This is a genomic window from Chitinivorax tropicus (assembly GCF_014202905.1).
Taxonomy (GTDB): Bacteria; Pseudomonadota; Gammaproteobacteria; order Burkholderiales; family SCOH01; genus Chitinivorax; species Chitinivorax tropicus.
The window spans coordinates 104,066-123,802 of the sequence record NZ_JACHHY010000006.1 but is presented as its reverse complement, the minus strand read 5'-3'; the positions used below and the strand labels follow the sequence as shown (position 1 = coordinate 123,802).

Here is a 19,737-nt window from a genome sequence, read left to right as displayed (position 1 = left end):
AGGAACCATGAGTGGTCTACATCGCCATTTCAGTCTTCCATGAAAGGTGATGGGATTTTCATCTACGCAATCCATCCGTGATTGCACGACGAGGAGAAATGAACATGAATAAGTTTGGAAAAACTGCTGTGCTATTGGCCATGAGCACAATGGCCTTATGGGCGGGCCCTACGACTGCAGCCGCCCCCGGCACAGGTAACGATGGTTGCAGCAACGCTGTGGCGTCTGATGTCTATGTGAAATGGAGTGTTTGGAACGGTGCCGACGACATGTGTATGTCGGTGGAAAATGGGGTGCTGACAAATGGTGCCAATGTCATTCTTGAAAAATGCACCTCGGAGCTTAAACAACAGTGGATACATGAGAGGGAAACCGAATTCATCCGTAATAGACAAGATAGCCGCTATTGCCTGGACACGCGTGGCAGCCAAACCTCCGGAACCGGCCTAGGTATTTGGGCCTGCGAGGACTCGAACAATCTGCGCTTCTTGAATCTATGCTTCAATCAACAACCGGATGATGGCGCAAGAGTGATACGCCCCTATCCATATAATTCAAATGGACTTTCCATTGGTGTTGGTGCAGATGGTGTCAAAGTGGTACTGGTCTCGAACAACCATCCAGGTGGGCGAGGAAAATGGCGGCAGTTCGTTGTCCCGAATTGATGGAATCCAAACCCATGGCATCCAGCCGGTCTTTGAGCGTTGGACTGGCCGCTGGCACAGCGCCATGGCACTGACTCACCAGTGACTGGCAGCCAAGCTGTTACCTGATCTTCAGCCTGTTGGAGCCTGGCTGCCCAGTCTGTGTAAGCACACCCACCGGGTGTGCTTTGCGCTTGCCCGAACGCAGGGGCCATCACAGCCATCATGGTTGGACAAGTGACGGGCGGGTCTTTGGCGATAGTTACTCCTGAATCTTGAATAAGCGCATTTGTGGAGCAGGCGAATTCTTCCCGAAGTACCGCTCAAAGATCTTGACTGCCTCTCCTGAGCGCTCAGATTCAAGCAATGCGTCATTCACCATTCGTTGCAAACGCTTTTCGCCTTTACGCATGCCGATACCGAATGATTCAATCCCCAACGGTACCTCTGCAACCGCCAAGCCAGCGCTGGCAGGCTGTTTCGATATATTGCCATTCAACACAGATGCGGGGCCGGCGACGGCTTCACAATTGCCCGCCAGCAATGCTTTGAAAGCAAGGTCGTAATCGTCTTGAACGACTTGCACGGCAGTAGGCACATTCTCTTTGACCAGGCTCTGTGTTGAAGTACCATTTGCCACACAAATCTTGATGCCGTTCAATTGCTTGATGTCACGGAACTTGCCCGTTTTGGCGGCGATCTTTTGTACGGTGACAAAGTACCCCAGGCTGAAGTCGACCTGTTTTTCCCGGTCATGTGTTTTGGCGAACGTAGCCACAACCAGATCCACACGCCCATCCTTGAGGGAAGGGATACGGTCATCCGGCTCGACCGTTTTGAAGACAGGTTTGGCACCAATACGGCGAGCAATCATCTGCGCGAATTCGATGTCATAGCCAGATACGGTGCCTTGGCTTTTGTCCAGAAAGCTGAAAGGCGGGGAGTTTGCACGGACACCAATCAGGACTTCGCCTTTTTTCTGTATTTTATCCAGGTCATCAGCCTGAGCCTGCATGGTCAAAAGGCCCGCCGCAACAGCAAAAAAGAATCTGTTCAACATATTGCTCACCATCTTTTTCAAGGTACTCAAGACATTATTTGTTTCCACCATCAGGAATAGCAAAAAAATAATGGCGCCACCACAACGGTAGCGCCATCTCACCGAAACGGTATGTGCTTATTTGGCCATTTTCAAAGGCTCTGGCAATTTGATCACCACGAACTCATTATCATCCGGCATTTTGCTGCCCACATGCCGGCCAACACTGAACGGATAGTTATTGTCATCCATGATCAGCAGAGTACGCTCATCCAGTATGGCAATGTCCTCAATGGTATTGAATGGCATGGCAAAGGTAGCACCCAGCCCGATGTCTCCATTGGCCGCAGCCCCACTGATACCATCAGGGTCTTTGATTGCCATCAGGTTGACCAATTCACGCTTTTCAACATAGTCGCCCGCTTTGCCCAACCTGATCTTGAACAGCTTTTTGAAGCCCGTCATATCCCCTTGGCTGGGGTCACGTTCGATGACAATCCCTTCCTCACCGTTGAACATGATGTAATCACCGATATTGGTTCCTTTGGCATCCAGCTTATAGAGGTAGCGATTGCCGGTGTATTGCCGTTTGGCCAGATCGAACTCATTGATCAGCAAAGTCTTGTCGTCATGCCCAGCCAATGGCAGCTCCAGCAGCGGGTAGAGTTTGGTGCCATCAGCTGACAAGGCCATCCCTTCAAACCCTCCACTACGCTTGGCGCGGAATGGGTTGGATGCGGCAGTTTGACGGTATGGCCAGGGCAGGCCGTTCATCCACGGTGTGTTCTTGCCCGCTTCATCCTGCATGTTTGTGCCATCGTCACTGTCCGGCCCCGCGTAGATCGGGAAATCCCCAAAGAGGAAAGCCGTGCGAATGGCAGGGAATTTCTGCTGGACATGGAACAAGGTGCGGAAATCAAAGCTCTGGATATCTGCCCTGTTTTCCATTTTATTCGCAACGATGACACCAGCCAGGGTGTCTGCCATCTGCACATAGCCTACTGTGCGATCTTTGTAGGTATTACCGTGGCTATCTTTATCGGAGCGTGGGTTGAGTTTGGTTTCGATATTGAAGCGCACGTGTTTGGCGTTTTCCACACGCTTAGGTGCATCAGGGTGAGCTTTGCCCGCACCATTGCTGTAATGATCGATGTAGGCCGTAACCAAGTCGAACATGTCCTGCGTGGTGGGCATGACATAGGGGCTGATATAACCTTTGCTGTTCGCCAAGGCGACAGAAACAGGCGAGAGCGCCAGGTCATTTTTCTGATCCGCACCACGGAAGATCTTGTCACAGATGAAAGTAGATTGAATCTCAGCCTGCGTCAGGTCTTTGATCAAGCGTTCGTCTGCAAATGCATAGGGCTGACCATCTACACGACGGCACTTGACCGCCTCGATGTACGGATCATGTTTGATGATTGATACGCCATCTTTGGTGATACCTGTATCCGTCTCGATGGTTGTCATCAGGTTGTCCAGGGCCACCTCGAATGCAGGTAAGGTGTTCTCTGGGCGTTGATTCCGACCACCACGGTGCCCCTGCGCATCGAACTTGGCTATATCGATCAAGCCGGCGGGTGTCAAATAGTCACCGGGTTTGCCGTCTCCATTGGCATCAAACGCTGCAACGGCTTGATATAGCAGATCAGGCCGATCGGAAATGATGCCATTCACCCCTGCTTTGAGCAGCTTGGTCATATCATCCGTGGTGTTGACCGTCCAGGTCACGACTTGAAAGCCAGCGGCTTTCATCATCGCCACATCATGAATGTCGGAGTTGGCTTTACGCAGCCCTTCTGGGGATTTGGCGCCCCGTGCGTAGTGTGCATCCGGGCTCGATTTCACACCATTGGTGTCATATTTCAGCTGTACGAAATAAGGGGAAAAAACGGGCGTGCGCTTGGCACCATTTGCCAAGGCATGTGCTCGTGCCGCATTCATGACACGCAGCGTTGCGGACTCTTCGCTGAAAGGGTTCTGGGGTGAACGAATCTCCTGACCGGCGTTTTCCGTATCAGGCAAGGGGATAGGCGCCTCAAGCAACACACCTTTAGCGTCGGTATGGATCAGGAAAGGACCGAATTCATCTCCGAACCAGAAGGTGCCATCCGGAGCCCTCTGCATTGATTCGATATCGAAATCTGCACCGGTCAAGATGCGTTCAGTGGTGAAGTGATTGGTGATGGCGAAGGGAATGTGTTTATTCGGGTCTTTCAGCTCAAAAAACCCCTCAACCTTGACCGCGCCTTCTCCTCCGGTTTTGGTCTTGAAATTCGGCCTGACGGTATACACCCGCAAATTGAAATCAGCCGAGTTTTCAATCGTGCCATAACCATTATCTGCCATGGCAAGATAGCTGCCATCCACATTACGCAGAACCGCAGAGAAGCCTTGTACTGGCTGCTTGTCGAATGGCGCCTTCTGCCCATTCAGATTACCGGTGACGTATTGACCTGACACCGGGCCATCCGCAAAAGTAGCGGCAGGAAGCACCGCACGCCCGACCAAGGTTGGCTCATTGACGGTCTGGACAGTATCAACATCACAAGCTGCAAGCAGGGTGATGCTGACCGCCAGTGCGGTAAGTTTCATAGGATTGAGCAAAACGGCCATCGTACTACTCCGCAGAAAAAGCACGCATCATAGCCACGCAAAATGACAAGCACTTGAATCACGTCATGCCAGCGCATCGCCAGATACGAAAAAGGGCGATACCACTGGTATCGCCCTTTCCACTTGAGCTACGGACAATCAGACTTGTCGAGCTTTTTTGTGTTCGACAAAACGCTCGATATGACCCAACAACTCGTCTTCCTGATACGGCTTACCCAGGTAGACGTTGACACCCAGCTCAGTCGCATAATTGCGGTGTTTCTCAGCTGTACGCGATGTGATCATGATGATCGGGACATGCCGGGTTTTTTCATCACTGCGGATATGGCGCGTCAATTCGAACCCATCCATCCGAGGCATCTCGATGTCAACCAACATCACATCAGGCATCACGTCCTGAATTTGCTGCAGTGCATCTACGCCGTCTTTTGCGGTCGTTACCTGGAAACCTTCCCGCGCAAGCAACCGGCCCGTGATCTTCCGCACCGTCAACGAGTCATCCACCACCATGACCACCGGCACCATCGCCAGTGAATCGGCCTGCTGCTGGGTCGGTGCTTGATCGTCAGCCTGTGCCTGTTGCAGTGTACGGGCAGACTCCATGCGATTGAGCAACAACAAGGGGTTCAAGATCAGGACGATATCGCCGTTACCGAGTACTGTCGCACCAGCGATACCTGGCACCCGCGCCAATTGCGGGCCAATGTTCTTGACCACCACTTCTTGATTCCGCACCAGATCATCCACATGCAGGGCAATCCGTTGGCTACCACTACGGAGCAACACCACCGTACTGTAGCGCTTCGCCTCAGGCTGGTGATCACGATTACCCAACAGTCGCGGCAAGTAGGTGAACGGATACTCGTTGCCCAACCAGACGACTTTCTTCTGCTCGTACAGACGCTCCAGGTCTCCGAGTTTCAATTCCTGAACTTGCTCAACCATGACCGATGGGATCGCGTACTTGCGGCCAGCGGCAGTTACCAGAATCGTCTGCGTCACCGCCAACGTCAATGGCAGGTGAATGGTGAAACGCGTACCCTTGCCCACTTCCGAATCGAGCTGAATGCGGCCACCCAGATCGGAGATCTCGTTCTTCACCACATCCAGGCCAATGCCTCGACCGGACAATTGGCTGAGCGATTCAGCGGTGGAGAACCCAGGCTCGAAAATCAGGTACATGGCTTCCTCATCGCTCAAGACCTGATCAGCAGCAATGAGCCCTTTACCGATCGCCTTCTCGCGAATCCGCTGCAGATTGAGCCCTGACCCGTCGTCTGCCAACACCAATACCAGTTCATTGCCCTCTTGCTTCAGGCTGAGCGAGATTTCACCAACTTCTGGCTTACCCGCATCGATCCGCCGTTCTCGGCTTTCCAAACCATGGTCAATGGCATTCCGCAGCATATGCTCAAACGGCGATGTCATTTTTTCAAGCATCGACCGGTCAATTTCAACCCGTCCGCCTCGAATCTCCAGGTTGACCTTCTTGCCCACTTCTTTACCCGTCTGGCGAACAATCCGGTACAGCCGTTCATTCACACTGGAAAACGGTACCATTCGAATCCGCATCAACTCCTGTTGCAGATCCTTGGTCATACGCCCTTGCTGCAATAATGCAGCGTCGGTTTCATCCAGGTTTTTCAGCAAGTTGTGTTGAATGGTCGCAACGTCGTTCACGCTTTCCGCCATGAAACGCGTCAATTCCTGCAGGCGGGTGAACCGGTCGAATTCCAGAGGGTCGAATTCGTTATCCGTCTGGATATGCGACATCCGTGAGGCCATTTGTGATTCAGCCTGGATCTCGATCTCACGCAATTGGGTGCGCAAGCGGGTGACGTTATCGGTCAAATCCAGCAGTGATTGTTTCAGCGCCTGCATTTCCGCTTCCATGCGGGAACGCGCAATTGCCACTTCACCCGCTTGGTTCACTAGGCGATCAACCAGATCAGCACGGACACGTAATGTGGATTTGGCCGCTTCGGCATCGACCAAGCCCATCGGCATGGTCGGCACACTTAGATTGCTTGCCGCCGGGGCTGTCGCTTCCACCACTGTTTCCGCGACAGGCTTACCTTGCAGAGCATCAATCAATTCGTTGACGTGATCCCACTGCGACTCGAAATCATCAAAGTCATCATGGCCAGGTGCTGTATCCTGCAATGCAATGACTTTGGTTTCGAGGTTATGGGTGGCTTCACCCAGCCGCATCGCACCGGTCATCCGTGCGCTACCTTTCAAGGTATGCAGCAAACGCTGCAATGCCTTGGACATCTCGTAGGCAGCCGGATCTGCCCGCCAGTCGCGCAGCACTTTGCTGATCTGAGGCTGCAGATCATTGACCTCTTCGATGAAGACGGGCAGCAATTGCTCGTCGATGTCATCCTGAACTGAGTAGGAAACCTCTGGAGCCTCCTCAGTGGCTGTAGCAACAGCTGTAGCGGCAGTGTTGAATGTCGGCACTGACACAGCTGGCTGAGCAGGCACTTCGATCACCGGCGCAACCACAGGCTCCGGCTCGACCTCGACCACATCAACTGCAAGCTCGTTGCTCACAGCCGCGTCAAGATCAGCGACAGGCGATACTTGTTCGCTTGGCGTCTCATCCAGATCAATAACCGGCACATCCAGTACGGGAATGTCCTCCGCCTGATCGACCGCTATAGAGGAGGACTCAACAGCTTCAACCGAGATTTCCGGCTCATCGAAACTCAATGTGGGCGCATCCAGCTCGGCAGCCGCCACTGTCGCAGGCTCAGCATCCACCGTCACGATCGGCAGCTCAGATTCGAGATCCAATACAGGGATGTCGGCAGCGGGCACCTCAACCATTGCCACGGGCGTCATCTCTGGTGTCGCCAGCTCAATCGGCTCTTCGACGAGATGATGATCTTGATCCAGCGCTTCGACCTCTGGCAAGTCGATTGACAGCATCGCGTCTTCAGACAAGGCATCCAACGCCACAGGCTCTGCAATGGGCATGCCCACATCAGTGCCGGACTCATCCAGGCTCAAAGAAATCTCATGCTCTGCATCTGCCTCAAGCGCCGGGACATCCGACTCTGCCAGGGGCGGTAGATCCAGCTTGATTTCATCCAGCATCGGCAACGGCGCCAGCTCCGCATCCTCTTCCAGATGCACGTCCTCTACTGCACGTAGTCGTGTCGATATTTCTTCCAGACGCTGAACCAATTCAGGCGCCGCCGCCGGAGCCAACTTGGCGTTGATGGTCAGGAACATCACATCAAGCTGCGCGATTGCATCCGCAAACGCATTGATATCCGTTGCTTCCAGGCGTTCAGGCGCTTTCATCTGCCCCTGTATGCATAGCTCCAGGCCATGGCCCAGCTCACCCATATCCTGAAATCCAGCAGTGCGGCAGATACCGCACAAGGTGTGTGCTGCATGCAGGAATCGATCGGAGACCGCCTGGTGCGGGTTTGCGCGCAGCTGTGCTTGCTGTTCATTCAAGGTTGCCAGATAACGCACTGCCTCGTTGGTGAAGATGTCGAACAACACCGAGGAAATCACCACGTCACCGATGTGCAGATCCACATCCTCTGCCGGCTCGATATTGACTGCAACCGGCGGCACCACAGGAACATCCAGCACGGGCGCTGATTTGGCAACCACGTCTGCTGGCTCCAAATCCAAAGTCGGCAGCTCCAGCGATATTTCGTCCGCCACCACCTTGTCAGCACTAGGCGCCGCCACAGGCTCAACAACCGGAGAAGCTACTTCAGCGGGCTCCTCGCCTCGCTTCAATGCTTCAGCCATATTGAAAATCTGACTGGCCTCGATCGATGCACTGCCTTTGTCACGCAGCTCGTCGATCCAGGTAACGAATCCATCATGGGAGAGGTTGATCAGACGTAAAACACCCGGTGTGACAGGCCAATCATCCTGCAATACCTTGTTCATCACCTGCTCAACCGACCAAGCCACCTCACCCAAATGGTTCAAGCCGACCATGCGACCGGAGCCCTTCAGGGTGTGATAACCGCGACGGATGACTGTCAAAGCCTCTTTGTCACGCGGCGATGCCTCAATGATGGCGAGGTTGCTGCGGATATTGGCCAGCACGTCCACCGCTTCTTCCAGGTAGACCTCCAGCAACTCCTGATCAACCGCCTCGTCACTGACCGGGGCAGGGCGGGGCGACGCCTCGGCGGCAGGCTTGTCACCGACCATTTCGCTGACCGTGGCAACCAATGCCTCAATAGGCTTACCTTCCGCCTCCTTTAAAGCGGACAATGCAGCGGCACTTTGCTGCCCCAAGGCATTGTCAGCAATCAGATCCGCATTCTGCTGCAGAGTCTGTAACGTTGCTTTCAGCTGCTCCTGTGCGGCCTGATCTTCCGGATTGTCGCGCAGAACCTCCAACAACTCCTGCGCTTGCTGCTTCTGCTGGTCAACTTCCAACTCCACCGTCGATTCCGGCGCAGGTGCCATCTCAACCGGCTCAGGCTCAGCAACATCGGTTTCGCCACGCAATTTTCGCAGAATCGGGCGGAGGATCTCCTCTCGATTGGCTCGATCGCTTTGTGTAGCTTCAACATAGAAACCAAGGGCTGACAAAACTTCAGCAAGCATTTCCAACTCAGCTGGAATCAGCTCCGCATCCGGCGCTTGATAGCGTGCTGTGGTCTCCTGGCTCCAGGCCAACAACTCCGCTGCATCGTTCAACTCAGTGATCGCCAATGCGCCTTGAATCTGACGGAAATATGGCTGCAGGCTGGCAAGCTCGGTATGTTTGGAGGCATCTCGGAAGAACGCATCCAGTCCCTGTTCGATATGCTGCAGATTGACTTGAATCTCATGCATCAGCTGCGATTGCAGCATTTTTGCCTGCGCATCGCGGGCCAGCTCATCAAGCTGCGGCAGGGCTGGCAGCGAATCGTCCAGCTTGCCGGTGCGGGCCAATGCATCCAGACGCGCACTCATGGCGGACAATTGGCCAGGTAGCTCGTGAGCTGGGCTGACAGGATGCTCACACAGGGCATCCAGCAGCAAGAACGCCGTGGCAACGTCAAGCGCCGCAGCTTCTGAAACAGGGTTGCTCTGAACCGAGTTGACTGCTGATTGCAGATTCTGCAGGAATGCCTCTAAGCCCTCGACATCAAATGCCTGCGCTTTGTTGGTCAGATTCGCCAGTGTTTCTGAAACTTGCGTCAACTTGTCCGCCTGGCCACCCGCAGCACGAGCCCAGGCCTCTTTTGCTTGAGCCAGCAGATCACGCATGGCTCGGGCCGCTTTCTGCCGCGCCGCATCTGCACTCGATTCCGCTACTGTTTCCGTTGGAATCAGCTCATCCAAGGCAAAGGACTGCCTGATCTTCTTCAGCGTGTCAGTCGCTTCGTTCGAGCGAGCGAGGTAATACAGGATGTCACGTTGCAGGCGATCTGCAACCGTTTGCGAGCCCTCAGCCAACCGCCGCAATTGAATATTGATCCGGGCAAACAATTGCTTTGCCACGTAGTCGATATTGACGGCCTTATTGGCAATCGCCTCGACCAAACCCGCTGCAGTCCACCAGAATGTACGCTGGCGGGGCGAACGGACGGCGGCCTCGATGGCACGCAACGTCTGCGCCATGATCGCCAAACCATCCTCCCCGCCCCGGAGCCATTTCAACAAACCCAGCTCATAACGTGTACGCTGCGCCTTCACCAACGCGGGAAGCTCAGTATCGGCAAGTGGTTTCGCGTTGGCGGGCAGGGAAAAAACATCCAGGTTTGGAAAGAACAGGTCGCTTGGTGAAACTTTGGTCAAACCACGCGCCAGCTTGATCCGTTCGTACTCTGGATATAGCCGTAATGGCAGATCTGGTGCGCCATTCATCAGGGCTTCCAGATAGCGGGCACATCCGTCTACCGTCGCAGACAAGGCGTCCAGCACATCATCAACCTGTTCGACCTCACCTTTCTCAATGGCAGAGAGCGCCAGCTCCATCTCTTCGGAAACCCGCGCAACCCCATCCAGACCTACCATCTGCAGTGCACCTGTCACCTGGTGCAAATGTGTGCGGCCAAACTTCAATTGAGAAGTATCGGCAGGCGAAGCCTTGAATTGCTCAAGGCAGGTTTTGGCTCGCTCCAACGCCTGGTCAATTTCAGCCTTGACCCAGACCAGCGAGCCGACATCAAATTCGCTATGTACGCGCATGAGACGGCCCGATTTTTATGAAAGTTTGAAGCCGGCTACGGAACCCTTCAGTTCTGCTGCCAAGCCAGTCAACTGACCGATCTGTACGGCGGTCTGTTTGGTACCAGCAGTTGTCTGCTCAGTAATGTTCAGAATGTCGGTCATCGAGTGCGATACATCTTCCGCCATCTTCGACTGCTCTTGTGTTGCACCAGAAATGCGCTGAATCAGTGACGCCAGATCACGCGATACCTGACGGATCTCCAACAGAGCCTGACCCGCCGCATCAGACAGTTTTGCTCCTTCCACCACACCCTGGGTCGATACTTCCATCGCCGCTACCGCATCATGGGTATCGCTCTGAATGGTCTTCACAATCGCGCCGATCTGCTTGGTCGCTTCCGCCGAGCGTTCAGCGAGTCGCTGTACTTCCTCCGCAACCACGGTAAACCCGCGACCGGCTTCACCTGCAGATGCTGCCTGAATGGCCGCATTCAGCGCCAGTACGTTCGTCTGCTCGGTAATGTCGGAAATCAGTTCAACGATTTCACCAATTTCCTGCGAGCTTTCACCCAGCCGTTTGATCCGCTTCGCAGTTTCCTGGATCTGTTCACGAATTTCATTCATGCCCTTGATCGAGTTATCCACCGCCTGCGTGCCTTTCTCGGCAGCTTGCAGCGATTGTTCCGCCACTCGGGCGGACTCAGATGCGGTGCTCGCCACGTCCGAAATCGACTGCGCCATCTGCTGTACACGGTTGTTGGTGGTCACAATCTCTGTAGATTGGCGCTGTGCGGCGTCCAGCAGTTCATTAGAAATCGACTGCGCCTGCGCCGCAGCGCTGGTTACCTGTTCAGTCGCCTTGTTGATACCGGTAATCAGAGAACGCAGCTCGTCAATCGTGTAGTTCATGGAGTCAGCGATCGCACCGGTCAGGTCTTCGGTTACCGACGCCCTGACAGTCAAGTCACCATCCGCCAAATCCGACATTTCGTTCAGCAGACGTAGAATCGCTTCCTGGTTCCGTTTGTTTTCACGCTCCGACTCCAGACGACGACGTTGGGCATCCGCCGCGTTCACACTACCCAACATCACCAAAGAGCCAACCGCACCGATACCGAACAAAGCAATCAGGGCATAGATGATGCCGCTACCACCTTCAGTCTGATAAGCGTTAGCCAGCTTGCGCGAATCAACCAGCAGCTTTTCACTTTCGGAGAAGATGGTCTGGTTCGCCAAGCGGGTGTTGACCAGGTTCTGCTGGTTCCGCGAGAAGGTACTCACCACTGTTTCGAAATCTTTGAAGAGCGTTTTGATCTCTTCCAGCTTTTCACGCGTCTCCTGATTCTTGACAGCAGCCAATCGTAACTCTTCACTGCCATCCAACATCCCCTGCAGGGTATCCCGGAACGTGTTGGCATCCTTCCCCAGCAGGAACACCACTTCCGGGTTGATGATTTCACTGGCCAGCATGGCGTTGGCGTTCTTGGCCATACGCTGTGTCAACACCACCATCTGTTGCGCCAGTTCACGCTCATGCTCAGTGCCACCACCTTCTTTCAACAGCGAAACCAGTTGCTGGGTAGCTTCCAGCAGCTTGGCATCGTTCGAGTTGATCGAGGTCACGCTCTTCGTCACGGTGACGATGGTGGACTGGTTTTTCAGAATGGTTTCAACGGTCGGTTTGACCGAGTTGGGCAGGAAGCTCTCTTTCCAGACCTTATCGATTGCCCGCAGAACATCCGCCGCCTCACCCGACGATTTGGGAAGATCATCATCGCCATCGCGCAATCTCGCCAAATCCTTGCCAAATGAGCCATATGCCTCATTCAACGTGCCAAACGCACCTTCGTTACCTTGAATCGCCTGCGCTGCAGCACGTGCCATACGCTGCGACAACATCTGCATTTCCGTTGATGTCGCACGACGCAGCGAATTATGGTTGGATGTCCGGATATCCCACAAAACCAGCGCACCCGCACAGACGAGACACACAACAATCCCAGTCGTGAAAATGGTGGATTGTTGCTTGGCTGGTAAATGACCGATCAGCGGCAAAGGCGCCGGCATGTCGGAATCTGTGGTTGTGCGTAGTTTTTCGATGATGGAGACGGTTTTGGATGGGTCGAACGGTCGATCGCCGCTACCATCACCACCACGGCCAATCAACTTGCCGAACAGATTTTTTATGGAAAACGCCATTTTTGTTTATCTCCCTCACCGAACAAGTCGGAGACGACTGAAATGTTGGAATTACGCGGCAACCTGCAGAAACTGCGGGTTTGTTGTCAGCGCCGAAATATTGAGTACGTTCCAGACGATACCATCTTGATCTCGTAATCTACCTCCCAGCCAAGGTGGGCTATCAGGAGGTACTTCCACCGCTTCCATGCTCTGCAAACCGCGCAGACCGAGCATGCGGGTAACCAACAGCGCAGAACTGGCAATGAAATGCGGGTTGACCAACAGCAGACGACTGCTACTGGTCACAACAGAAAATTCACCGCCGAAGAAAGCCGGCAAATCAATCACACTGTACAGATTTCCGCGAACATTGGTCACCCCGCGGAACCAGCTCTGGGTGAGCGGTACAGGTTCAATCTCGGTAACCGCGACCACCTCGCTGGTATCCTGTAGATCCACCACCCAACGCTCATTGCCAATTTGCAATCCAAGTTTGGAAGCTGCAGCAGTGCTGGATGCCAGCGATGACTGCAACTTGGCGACTACGCTTTCCTGGTATTCCCTGAGACTGATTTTTTTTGCCATAAGGTGGGGTGCTCCCGCTCGCTTGACAGGCGATTAGCCGAGTGCAGAGATCTTCTGCAGCAATTCTTCTTGATTGACAGGTTTGACAATGTAGTCCCGCGCGCCCTGGCGAAGCCCCCAGATCTTGTCGGTTTCCTGCCCTTTGGTCGTACACATGATCACAGGAATATGCTTGGTCGCTTCTTCGCGGGTGATGGTACGGGTTGCCTGGAATCCATTCAGTCCGGGCATGACAACATCCATGATGATGAGGTCGGGCAATGCCACCTTCGACTTGGTTACTGCTTCTTCACCACTCTCGGCAGTGACCACCTCGAATCCATTGCGAGTCAGCATCTCACTCAACACGTGGCGTTCGGTCGGGGAGTCATCCACTACCATGATTTTCTTGATCGGCATTTTGTATTTCCTCGATACACGATGATGTCTATTTCAGAATTAAACCGGCTGTCTGGCGTGTTGGCCGACAGCTTGCAACAGGCTGTCCTTGGTAAATGGTTTCGTCAGATATTCGTCAGAGCCTACCATGCGGCCACGTGCACGGTCGAACAAACCATCTTTGCTGGACAGCATAATAACGGGCGTAGCTTTGAAGCGTGGGTGCTTCTTGATCAATGAACATGTCTGATAACCATCCAGACGTGGCATCATGACATCGACGAAGATCAGATCGGGATGAAAGTCAGTGATCTTCGCAAGTGCATCAAACCCATCTTCTGCCAAGATGACTTCACAGCCAGCCTGACCAAGAAAAATCTCTGCACTGCGTCTGATGGTGTTGCTATCGTCAATCACCATGACCTTGACACCCTTCAGATCCGTTGTACCAGTCACACAACCTCCTTGGCGTTCCGTTTAGCACGAGCCGAATGGCACCATACCAAGCGGCATCGCTGTCAAACAGCAATAGATGATACTTCCAGCCTGTTACGGCGATGAAATTTTATTCGGGGTTCAATTCGTTTTTATGCGATACCGCGTGGACAGGCAAGCCTCGGAAGCACCCGCAAACCCACGCGCGGTAATTAATGTTAGCGCATTTTTTAGGACTTGCTAATGTTCAGCATGCCGTATTCATCAAATACAGTTGCAGCGGCACAAAGAAAAACCCCGGCCTAAAGGGGAAAGCCGGGGTGAAACGCCTTAACGAGTAAGGCACCCGCTCAGGGAGGAGAAGCGGGAGGCGGAAAGTCTCGCCTACTACCTAAGATAGTCCATTCATCTGCGAGTTCCAATGAATTTGTCAATTAAATTAAACTATTGATATCAATCCATTTTTATCCAATCCACAATAGCCTGCTCCAGCGCTTCCACACCGGTTTTCTTCAAGCTTGAGAACAACTGGACTGTACAGTTTGGGTGATCTGCCAGTGCTTTCTTGACCGCATTCAATGTCAGGGCCTGCTGCTGGCGGGTCAACTTATCCGCCTTGGTCAAGACAACATGAACTGGTTTCCCTGTCGGCAAAAACCATTCCAACATCTGCCAATCCAATTCTTTGAGCGGATGGCGTGAATCCATCAACAAAACCAACCCTTTAAGCTGGGCTCGGGTTGCCAGATACTGACCCAGCAATTTTTCCCAATGCGCCCGCACTGCGGCAGGAACTTGCGCGTAGCCATATCCAGGTAAATCAACTAGATAAGCTTCATCGCCAAATGAAAAATAATTGATATGCTGAGTTCGCCCTGGTGTTTTTGACACATAGGCCAAACGCGTATGATTCGCCAGGGTGTTGATGGCACTGGACTTGCCAGCATTGGACCGCCCTGCGAATGCGATTTCGGCCCTTGTTTCGGGCAAATCACGCATATGATTGACGGTCGTGTAGAACTGTAAACGAGAGAAGAGTGACATTCGCAATCCGTGCGCTGGTATCGCTTTGATAAGTTGGGATAGAATAACAGGTTTGAATCGAAATCTACTTTTGCAGATGCAAGGAGCCCGTATGAAATTCCGCATGGTGGCCTTCATTATCGCCGGTTTGGCAGCGTCCGGCGCCGCAGTGGCTGAGACCAAGGCAGACCCAGCAAAAGGCCAGCAGATCGTGCAGCAGGTTTGTGTAGCCTGTCATGGCGCCGATGGCAATAGCAGTGCGCCGATCAACCCCAATCTGGCTGGCCAGCATCCGGAGTACCTGTTCAAGCAGTTGAAAGCATTCAAGGAAAACAAACTGCGCAAGAACCCGACCATGTTTGGTATGACGGCCACGCTGACCGAAGACGATATGCGCAATGTATCGGCCTATCTGTCCCAGCAGAAGCCCAAGGTACTCGAAGGCAGCAAGCCAGATCTGCAGGAATTGGGCAAGAAGATCTACAAGGTTGGCAATCCGGCTACCGGGCTACCGGCCTGTGCAGCCTGTCACGGCCCGAAGGGTGGTGGCATGCCTGCTCAGTTCCCTCGCCTGGGTGGTCAACATGCTGAGTACACCATTACTCAGCTGAATGCGTTCCGCAAAGGCGAGCGCGCCAACGACCCTGGCGAGACCATGCGTCAAATTGCTCTGAAGATGACAGACAAGGAAATCGAAGCGGTATCCAACTATCTGGTTGGTTTACGCTGATTACCTGATGTTGATCAAAGCACGCAAGGGTGGCTTAGGCCACCCTTGTTTGTATTCGCCAAACGGCCTGCATGCCATTGGCAAGTGACATCCAGCATTCGAACGGATTGATATTTTGCGCCGCCAGACGTTTTCCCGTGCGCTGTATGAGCTGTTGAGCTCCATGCGCTTTGCCGTCACATTGTTGACGGTGATTGCCATCGCTTCTGTCATTGGCACGGTTTTACAGCAGAACCAGCCCTACCCCGCCTACACCATCGAATTCGGTCCATTCTGGTTCGAAGTGTTTCGTATATTGGGCTTATACGACGTCTACCATGCCGGCTGGTTTCTAGGGATTTTGCTGTTTCTGGTGATTTCGACCAGTCTGTGCATCTATCGTAATCTGCCAGGCTTTCTGAAAGACATGCGCAGCTTCCGCGAACATGCCAGTGAAAACTCCTTGAAGGCATTCTCGCACCAAGCGACCTACCCACTGGCATCGTCGGGCTCAGCGCTGAGCACCGAATTACAGCAATACCTGACAGCCAAAGGGTATCGATTCAAACGGCAGGATCAAGTCACCGGTGGCGAACTGCTTGCAGGTAAAGCCGGTAGCATGCAAAAACTGGGTTATTTCTTTGCGCATGCAGCAATTGTCCTCATCTGTATTGGTGGGTTGTTGGATGGCAACATCCCGCTGAAGGTGCAGCAATTATTAGGCACCAAGCATGCCGAAACCCGGAACATCCCTCAAAGCAAAGTCCCGGAAATCAGCAGATTACCTGAGACCAGCCTTGCCTTTCGCGGTAATGTCACCATTCCAGCGGGCAGCGAAGCCGATGTGATGTTCATTAATGTTGGCAACGGCTATATGGTTCAGGAGCTACCTTTCAGCATCAAACTGAAACAGTTCCATATCGAGCACTATTCAACGGGACAACCTAAGTTGTTCGCCAGCGACATTGAAGTGACCGATAAGGCTACCGGCAAAACCAAAGTCGGTACGGTCAAGGTGAACCACCCGATGCTCTTCGGTGGCGCCGCCATCTACCAAGCCAGCTTTGGAGATGGTGGCTCTGGGCTGGAGCTGGCGCAGTGGACACTGCGCGGCGCGAGCAGCAAACCGATCCCCTTCAAAGCCCGCTCTCAAGTCATCATGCCTATCAAGTTGAGTGGCAAGGATTTTTCACTCGAATTGGGTGATTTCCGACCCTTCAACATTGAGAATTTCAGCCAAAGCAAACCTACCAATAATGGCATGGCTGGGCAGCTGTCCAGCGCTCTGGAAAATGCCATGCAGGTGCGCTCGGAAAAAACATTGCGCAATGTCGGCCCCAGCATTCAATTCAAACTCCGCGACGAAGCAGGGCAGGCGCGCGAGTATATGAACTATATGCAACCGGTGCTGTTGGATGGCCAGAGCTATTTTGTCACCGGCATGCGGACACAACCTGGTGAGCCGTTCCAGTATCTGCGCATCCCTGCGGATGAAAATCTGGAAATCAACGGTTTCATGCGCCTCAAAGCTCTACTGACAGAGCCTGGCAATACCGACCGGCTGATCAAAGCCGCTCAAGCAGCCATTTTGAGCGCCGACGCAAGCTCCGCCAAAAACAGCGAGCAATTTGCATTGGGCGTATCGTGGGTGCTGAAGCAATTCGCACAAGGCGGCTTCCCGGCATTGGATGAGACGCTACGCAACAATGTGCCTGCGGACAAACGCGACACCATTGCCCGAACCTATCTGCAGATTCTACAGGGTGTCGCAATCGAGGCTGACAAGCTGGCCCGTCAAGATGCGGGGTTGCCTGCCAAGGAAATGTCACCTGCCCACTTCCGGTTCATCGTTGACAGCCTGGTCGCCCTCAGCACCAGTTTCGACTATGGCGAACCTATTTATCTGCAACTCACGGGTTTCGACGAAGTCAAAGCCAGCGGCTTCCAAATCACACGCGCACCTGGGCAGAATATCGTCTATCTTGGGTCACTGATGCTGATCCTTGGTGTATTTGCGATGTTCTATATCCGGGAACGCCGCGTGTTCATATTGCTCAAGCCGACTGAATTGGTGCTTGCCATGTCAGCCAACCGCAAACATGCTGAATTTGAACGTGAATTCACACAAATCCGGCAGGATATCGAACAGATCATCCACGCCGCTCGTCATTGAGGTGCCCCATGGAACTCGCCCACCCTTACCGTGAACCCAGCCTATTGGCCAGACTCAATTGGTTCGATTGGCTCTATGCCTTGGTGCTGATCATTGGCACCGGATGGGCCTGGACACAGTATGGCAACTTCATGGATGGCTATGAGAAAGGCATTCTGGCTTTCTCTGCCTGCGCATTGATTGCCTTTGGCTGGTACTGGAAACCTATCCGTTGGCTACTACCACTATCAGGCATACTGGCGTTGCTTGCCACCCAGCAATATGGCGGAGACCTGAATCGCGCCAACCAGGCTTTTCTGCTCAAATATCTGATTGCCAGCCAGCCAGCCATCATGTGGATGTGCGCCCTGTTCTTCCTGGCAACCGGCGCATATTGGCTGGGCTTGCTCAGCCGTAGCGAATTTGCCAACAAGACGGGCACTGGTTTGACATGGTCCGCTGTCACAATGGGGCTGGCGGGCATGCTGGTTCGCTGGTTTGAGAGCTATCTGCTGGGGCCGGATGTCGGCCACATCCCTGTCTCCAATCTCTACGAAGTCTTTGTACTGTTCTGCCTGATCACCGCGTTGATGTATCTTTTTTACGAAGCGCGTTACGCTTCCCGCCAGCTCGGTGCTTTTGTCCTGTTGGTGATTTCGGCAGCGGTTGGCTTCCTGCTGTGGTATTCCTTCGATCGTCAGGCACACGAGATCCAACCCTTGATCCCCGCGTTGCAATCATGGTGGATGAAGCTACATGTGCCAGCAAACTTCGTCGGCTATGGCGCCTTTGCTATGTCGGCCATGCTGGGCATAGCCTACTTGCTTGCAACAGGCACCACTCAACATACATTGCGCTATTGGATCGCCATCGTCCTGCTGAGTGCCGCTGGCATCGCATTGAATGTGGTGGAGGGTGCATGGGCAGATGGCGCCCACTATTGGGGGAAAGCCTGCCTGACCGTCGCGGTGCTGCTGTTGGTTCAGGTCAATCGCGGCAAATTGGCTCGATTCCTGCCGCAACCGGCCCTGATTGAAGAAATCAGTTACAAAGCCATCGCCATCGGTTTTGCTTTTTTCACCATTGCCACGGTGCTGGGTGCCATGTGGGCTGCGGATGCCTGGGGCGGCTACTGGTCTTGGGACCCGAAAGAAACCTGGGCCTTGATTGTCTGGCTGAATTACGCGGCCTGGCTACACATGCGCCTGATGAAAGGCTTGCGTGGCACCATGTTGGCATGGTGGGCCATCATCGGCTTGTTCGTCACTACATTTGCCTTCCTGGGCGTCAATATGTTCCTGACAGGTTTGCATTCATATGGCTCGCTGTAAGCGCCCAAACATTTGATGCTTTGAGGTGGTCGGGTTTAGATACCCGGCCACTTTTTCTGGTGCTGCCGATCTGGAAGACCTACCGCAGCCGATCTGGCCAGGTACTTTTCATGCCCTGTCGAAAGCGGGCGCAGGACAACAGTAATCGAGGTTGATCGAGGCCCACCTCCTTACGGATGTAGAATTGCCCTGTCCTGGTATGCGCCCGCAAGATGCGCACACCATGTTTCGCCGCCCGATGCCAAAGTGGCTTGATTCTTGATAGACTGCTGCCCCGGCTGAGAGCACACCATGGCATGCCGGCTGTGTTGAGCATGGCCAGCGCTGCCATGCAGCTGGATAGGCTGCGCTTTCAAGTTTCGGATAATGGCGTTTGGTTGACTCAGGCAATACCAGCACAATACATCCGCTTCTCAGGTTCTGTTGATTGCAAAACGGTAATTGACCGACTTTGACCACACCAAAATGATGCCAAGGCCATTGAAAGCCCTAGATTT

General features: G+C 53.6%; 12 protein-coding genes and 1 pseudogene. 4 read left to right on the top strand and 9 right to left on the bottom strand.

The genetic code is table 11. From position 1 onward, the window contains the following. Positions 1-104: 104 nt before the first annotated feature. Positions 105-665, top strand: a complete 561-nt coding sequence (locus tag HNQ59_RS06380; protein ID WP_184036677.1) for a ricin-type beta-trefoil lectin domain protein — start codon at positions 105-107, stop codon at positions 663-665. A 241-nt stretch (positions 666-906) separates the two neighbouring features. On the opposite strand, the gene HNQ59_RS06375 is transcribed toward HNQ59_RS06380, so the two are convergent. The 9 genes and pseudogenes from HNQ59_RS06375 to yihA form a co-directional block, all read right to left on the bottom strand. Beyond that, on the bottom strand, positions 907-1,704 hold the full coding sequence (locus tag HNQ59_RS06375; protein ID WP_184036675.1) for a transporter substrate-binding domain-containing protein: 798 nt from the start codon (positions 1,702-1,704) through the stop codon (positions 907-909). 117 nt (positions 1,705-1,821) lie between these two features. Next, complete coding sequence (locus HNQ59_RS06370; protein ID WP_281397181.1) at positions 1,822-3,441, bottom strand: glycerophosphodiester phosphodiesterase family protein; 1,620 nt, start codon at positions 3,439-3,441, stop codon at positions 1,822-1,824. 207 nt (positions 3,442-3,648) lie between these two features. Continuing rightward, a pseudogene (locus HNQ59_RS19580) lies at positions 3,649-4,278 on the bottom strand (esterase-like activity of phytase family protein); the annotation flags it as partial. 159 nt (positions 4,279-4,437) lie between these two features. Beyond that, positions 4,438-10,464, bottom strand: a complete 6,027-nt coding sequence (locus HNQ59_RS06365) for a hybrid sensor histidine kinase/response regulator (protein ID WP_184036670.1) — start codon at positions 10,462-10,464, stop codon at positions 4,438-4,440. A 15-nt stretch (positions 10,465-10,479) separates the two neighbouring features. Next, the gene (locus tag HNQ59_RS06360) at positions 10,480-12,645 is read right to left on the bottom strand and encodes a methyl-accepting chemotaxis protein (protein WP_184036668.1); all 2,166 of its coding nucleotides are present in this window, start codon (positions 12,643-12,645) and stop codon (positions 10,480-10,482) included. 51 nt (positions 12,646-12,696) lie between these two features. Next, entirely contained in the window at positions 12,697-13,212 is a 516-nt protein-coding gene (locus HNQ59_RS06355; protein WP_184036665.1) for a chemotaxis protein CheW, read from the bottom strand. Positions 13,213-13,245: 33 nt separating this feature from the next. Continuing rightward, positions 13,246-13,611, bottom strand: a complete 366-nt coding sequence (locus HNQ59_RS06350) for a response regulator transcription factor (RefSeq protein ID WP_221320194.1) — start codon at positions 13,609-13,611, stop codon at positions 13,246-13,248. 39 nt (positions 13,612-13,650) lie between these two features. Then, positions 13,651-14,010, bottom strand: coding sequence for a response regulator (locus tag HNQ59_RS06345; RefSeq protein WP_184036808.1), 360 nt, complete (start codon positions 14,008-14,010; stop codon positions 13,651-13,653). Positions 14,011-14,478: 468 nt separating this feature from the next. Further along, complete coding sequence (gene yihA / locus HNQ59_RS06340) at positions 14,479-15,069, bottom strand: ribosome biogenesis GTP-binding protein YihA/YsxC (protein WP_184036805.1); 591 nt, start codon at positions 15,067-15,069, stop codon at positions 14,479-14,481. A 91-nt stretch (positions 15,070-15,160) separates the two neighbouring features. On the opposite strand from yihA, the gene HNQ59_RS06335 reads away from it, so the two are divergent. From HNQ59_RS06335 to ccsB, 3 genes are all read left to right on the top strand, one after another. Beyond that, positions 15,161-15,778: a c-type cytochrome gene (locus tag HNQ59_RS06335; protein ID WP_184036662.1), complete on the top strand. Its 618-nt coding sequence runs from the start codon at positions 15,161-15,163 to the stop codon at positions 15,776-15,778. Between the two features lie 115 nt (positions 15,779-15,893). Continuing rightward, positions 15,894-17,930: a cytochrome c biogenesis protein ResB gene (locus HNQ59_RS06330; protein WP_343074210.1), complete on the top strand. Its 2,037-nt coding sequence runs from the start codon at positions 15,894-15,896 to the stop codon at positions 17,928-17,930. A gap of 8 nt (positions 17,931-17,938) precedes the next feature. Next, positions 17,939-19,240 (top strand): c-type cytochrome biogenesis protein CcsB, encoded by a 1,302-nt coding sequence (gene ccsB, locus HNQ59_RS06325; protein WP_184036659.1) that lies wholly within the window; start codon positions 17,939-17,941, stop codon positions 19,238-19,240. Positions 19,241-19,737 lie beyond the last annotated feature (497 nt).

What these genes read in the sequence shown, in the direction of transcription:
- HNQ59_RS06380 (WP_184036677.1), top strand. Translation starts at nt 105, where the DNA reads ATGAATAAGTTTGGAAAAACTGCTGTGCTATTGGCCATGAGCACAATG.
- HNQ59_RS06375 (WP_184036675.1), bottom strand. Translation starts at nt 1,704, where the DNA reads ATGTTGAACAGATTCTTTTTTGCTGTTGCGGCGGGCCTTTTGACCATG.
- HNQ59_RS06370 (WP_281397181.1), bottom strand. Translation starts at nt 3,441, where the DNA reads ATGATGAAAGCCGCTGGCTTTCAAGTCGTGACCTGGACGGTCAACACC.
- HNQ59_RS06365 (WP_184036670.1), bottom strand. Translation starts at nt 10,464, where the DNA reads ATGCGCGTACATAGCGAATTTGATGTCGGCTCGCTGGTCTGGGTCAAG.
- HNQ59_RS06360 (WP_184036668.1), bottom strand. Translation starts at nt 12,645, where the DNA reads ATGGCGTTTTCCATAAAAAATCTGTTCGGCAAGTTGATTGGCCGTGGT.
- HNQ59_RS06355 (WP_184036665.1), bottom strand. Translation starts at nt 13,212, where the DNA reads ATGGCAAAAAAAATCAGTCTCAGGGAATACCAGGAAAGCGTAGTCGCC.
- HNQ59_RS06350 (WP_221320194.1), bottom strand. Translation starts at nt 13,611, where the DNA reads ATGCCGATCAAGAAAATCATGGTAGTGGATGACTCCCCGACCGAACGC.
- HNQ59_RS06345 (WP_184036808.1), bottom strand. Translation starts at nt 14,010, where the DNA reads ATGGTGATTGACGATAGCAACACCATCAGACGCAGTGCAGAGATTTTT.
- yihA (WP_184036805.1), bottom strand. Translation starts at nt 15,069, where the DNA reads ATGTCACTCTTCTCTCGTTTACAGTTCTACACGACCGTCAATCATATG.
- HNQ59_RS06335 (WP_184036662.1), top strand. Translation starts at nt 15,161, where the DNA reads ATGAAATTCCGCATGGTGGCCTTCATTATCGCCGGTTTGGCAGCGTCC.
- ccsB (WP_184036659.1), top strand. Translation starts at nt 17,939, where the DNA reads ATGGAACTCGCCCACCCTTACCGTGAACCCAGCCTATTGGCCAGACTC.